At 39.9% G+C, this 3327-nt stretch carries 6 protein-coding genes; all 6 read right to left on the bottom strand.

Annotated features, from left to right (window positions below; all coding sequences use genetic code 11):
- Nucleotides 1–1665 (bottom strand): glycine--tRNA ligase subunit beta (glyS, locus tag AB1397_02315; GenBank protein ID MEW6481826.1); only part of this gene is annotated, 1665 nt, incomplete at its 3' end.
- Between the two features lie 42 nt (nt 1666–1707).
- Complete coding sequence (locus AB1397_02310; GenBank protein MEW6481825.1) at nt 1708–1953, bottom strand: type II toxin-antitoxin system HicA family toxin; 246 nt, start codon at nt 1951–1953, stop codon at nt 1708–1710.
- Nucleotides 1950–2150 (bottom strand): type II toxin-antitoxin system HicB family antitoxin, encoded by a 201-nt coding sequence (locus tag AB1397_02305; protein ID MEW6481824.1) that lies wholly within the window; start codon nt 2148–2150, stop codon nt 1950–1952. Before AB1397_02305 ends, AB1397_02310 begins: the two co-directional genes overlap by 4 nt.
- A 99-nt stretch (nt 2151–2249) precedes the next feature.
- Nucleotides 2250–2696, bottom strand: a complete 447-nt coding sequence (gene aac(6'), locus AB1397_02300) for an aminoglycoside 6'-N-acetyltransferase (GenBank protein MEW6481823.1) — start codon at nt 2694–2696, stop codon at nt 2250–2252.
- 70 nt (nt 2697–2766) lie between these two features.
- Nucleotides 2767–2949, bottom strand: a complete 183-nt coding sequence (locus AB1397_02295) for a type II toxin-antitoxin system HicA family toxin (protein MEW6481822.1) — start codon at nt 2947–2949, stop codon at nt 2767–2769.
- Nucleotides 2946–3137 (bottom strand): type II toxin-antitoxin system HicB family antitoxin, encoded by a 192-nt coding sequence (locus AB1397_02290; protein MEW6481821.1) that lies wholly within the window; start codon nt 3135–3137, stop codon nt 2946–2948. Before AB1397_02290 ends, AB1397_02295 begins: the two co-directional genes overlap by 4 nt.
- Nucleotides 3138–3327: the final 190 nt, after the last annotated feature.

Below are 3327 nucleotides of genomic sequence, written 5' to 3'. Positions count from 1 at the left end.
ACAGATAGAAAGGTCAATGAAATATGGGTCTTTAATGAAAAAGGATAAAGCTTTTATCCTTTCTTCACAATCTACAATATCGTCAAATCCAAGTGTTAGGACAGCGGATATTACATCCGTAAAGTATTTCTCCTTGAATATAGAGAAAAGCCTTTGTTTGATGAACAAAAGAAGCTCCCTGGTTATCTTATCTTCATCCTGTATCTTTCCTATTCGGCAAGATTCCCTGATTAAGGACAAAAGGAGAATTCTTTTCTTAAAATTTGAGGAAAGGATAATTTGGACAATAGAATTTCCACACCTCCTTAAGCCATAGGGGTCTTCACTTCCCTTGGGAATCATTCCCAAACTAAAATATCCGGTCAGGGTATCCATTCTATCAGCAAGGTTTATTATCCTTGCCAATTTAGACTTTGGACAGGGCAAATAATGCTCCCTTATTGCATTTGCTATATTCTTTGGTATGCCTTGGGCAATGGCATAATGGTAGCCCATAATGCCTTGAAGCTCTGGAAATTCGGAAACCATCTGGCTTGTAAGGTCTGCTTTGCATAGAAAGGCAGCTTTTGATAGCTCGGGAAGCCTTTTCTCCTCTATAAGCCTTAAGCCAAGGCTTACAGAAAGGGAGACATTCCTCATTGTTTTATCATAGAGAGAGCCAAGCCCCTTGTGAAAAACAACACCCTTTAGCCTATCCCCAAACCTCTCTAGGGGTATCTTTTTATCCTCTTTAAAGAAAAATTCTGCATCCGAAAGCCTTGCACTAATAACCCGGTTATGCCCCTTTGTGATTATTCCTTTTTCTCCACCATTTGATACAACAAGGAAATATGGAGCAATGCCTTTTTTCTTTATAAGTGGAACATACCTTTGATGATGGGTTAGGGTTGCAATTATAACCTCACTAGGAATTTTAAGGTATCTTTTGTTAAAACTACACCTTATTATCACAGGAGATTCAACAAGGTTTGTAATCTCGGAAAGTAATTCCTCTTTAAGCCAAGGCTTTGCTTTAAGTTTAGCCGCCTCGCTTTTAAGCTTTCTTAAGATAAATTTTTTTCTTTCCTTACAATCTACAATTATCCCATTTTCTTTTAAAAGAGAAATATATGAGGAGGGGGAGGAAAGAACAATAGGCTCTTTTTTTCTCCTAAGACCCCTTGTTTTATTAGAGGATATAACACCTGCACATTCAAATTCAATTATTTCATTGTCCAGCAAGCAAGCAATCCACCTTATGGGCCTTGCAAATGCAAAGCTTGTCTTCCACCTCATTTGCTTTGGAAATGTAATTCCTTTTATCAAGTTAGCAATGCCATTTTTTATAATCTCTTTTGTCTCTTTCCCCCTTTTTGTAAGGCAGTAATACCTTTTTCCCTTTATCTCTTTTATAAAAAGCTCTTTTTCTAAAACCCCCTGGGCTTTTAAAAAGCCTTCTATGGGAAAGCCAGCCGGTGGTCCAATTATTTCCTTCTCTTTTTGTCTTCTCCCGAGACCTTTTATAATTAAAGCAAGCCTCCTTGGTGTAGCGTATGTCTTTATAGACTTAAAGGCAATCCCTTCATTTTCAAGGAAAGTTTGCATCTTTTCCTTTAATTGCTCCAATGCCTTATCAATCCATAGGGCTGGAATCTCCTCTACTCCGAGTTCCAATAAAAAATCCATAGCTTAATTTTTATCTAAAAATAAATCATTGTCAAGATTTTTTTAAAATTTTCCCAGATGGGTATAGACATACTTACCACCCTCAGGTGTAAGTCCAGTATGTTTAGCGATGCGCGCTAACATGCGAGGGCCGATTTCCTCTCGATCATGAAAGGCAAAAATGAAATCTGGCCAGCCAGAGCGAGATAAAACACGGTGTGATGTCCCAGCTTGACGCTTGATCGTCCAGCCGATTCGCAACAAAGCAGATAGAACCTTTTGTGCTTTGGTTGATGGCCATTGATTCATGCTGGCACTATAAAAACACCACGGAGTTCTGGAATTTCCTCTCCATGTTCGAGCCGATTGGCCATTACCCGCAAGGATAAAGCTTCAACCTTGGAGATAGCATCCTCTTTAGTCTCTCCATACGCCATCACACCAGGTAGATCAGGTACTTCAGCTATCCACCTACCATCTTCTTCCCGTTCAATTTCGATATTCACTGATTACACCTCTGTTTAGTTCAATCTTAACTGCCTAACGATTGAGCTCACCTGCCGCCTTTGGCGGTCGGCTGCAGCAATGGGTTATATGGCATTAAATTATTTCTCTAGCGATTTACGGAAGCAACGAATTTGCCCTACCTCTTCAAAACCCAGAGCCTTGTGAATTCTAACGCTGACCTCATTGTCAAGTTCAGCATCAGAAGCAAACTCAATACAACCTTTACTTCGAGCCCAATCCTCTGCGGCTGCAACAAGTGCTCGGCTAATCCCTTGGCCCCGAGCTTCCTCTTCAACATACAACCCCTCTAAGTAAGCAACCCTGTCAGTAACACATCCTTCAGCATAAGCCCTTATTGAAACTTCAATAAATCCTTTGAGAACACCATCTTCATCAGCAACAAGCACTGTTTCAGGCTCCCGAAGGGACCCAGCAAAGAAACGATCAATTTCGTTTGCGTGCGTTGAATCATCTCCTGGCCATAGAGCACATCTCATGCGCATCCATTGAGAACGATCTAACTTTGTGACAGGTCGAATCTTCATGTCATCTTAACGCCGTATAACGATTGAGCTCACCTGCCCGAGCGAAGCGAGGGTCAGGTGCAGCGATTTGTTAGGTTCTTTTAGAAAGCATCTTAATAATGTGCTTTGCCAACTGGTCTTTAATTTCCCTGTGTCGGGGAACAGGCTGAGATATTTTGGTCTCTGGATTCTGGTACCAATCGTGTCTTCTACCAGGCCGGATTAGCATACAGCCCATTTCTTGAAGTTTCTTTATTAGATCGATTCTCTTCATGCAACTTCCAGTTCTGCCATTTTCCGAACACAGGGAATACTTCCACTCGTCACTTCCTTATAGATATCTTTCAAATTTTCTTCTAACTCTTCAAGTGTTTCTCCCTGCGTCATGTAGTCAGGATAGTCCTCCAAGTACCCCAGCCACATATCTTCATCTTGCCAGTAAGTAAATCTTACCTTGCCCATTTTGTTCCTCCTTTTTGAACCTAACCTTAGATTATACTGCCTATTGGCAGTTTTATATTACTGCATTATTATAGTATCTTCCATTACTTAGTGCAAAAATAGTATTTAAGAAATTTTGAATTCTAAATTTTGAATTTTGAATTGAAAAAGGTTAAGTTTTATAAAATTTTGAATTCTAAATTTTGAATTT

It is taken from the genome of bacterium, from assembly GCA_040756715.1.
GTDB lineage: Bacteria > UBA9089 > UBA9088 > UBA9088 > UBA9088 > JBFLYE01.
This window is presented reverse-complemented; position numbering and strand designations above follow the sequence as displayed.

Bases quoted from the DNA above. Each gene is read 5' to 3' on its own strand.
- AB1397_02295 (MEW6481822.1), bottom strand. From the start codon at position 2,949: ATGAAGAGAATCGATCTAATAAAGAAACTTCAAGAAATGGGCTGTATG.
- AB1397_02310 (MEW6481825.1), bottom strand. From the start codon at position 1,953: ATGAATCAATGGCCATCAACCAAAGCACAAAAGGTTCTATCTGCTTTG.
- AB1397_02290 (MEW6481821.1), bottom strand. From the start codon at position 3,137: ATGGGCAAGGTAAGATTTACTTACTGGCAAGATGAAGATATGTGGCTG.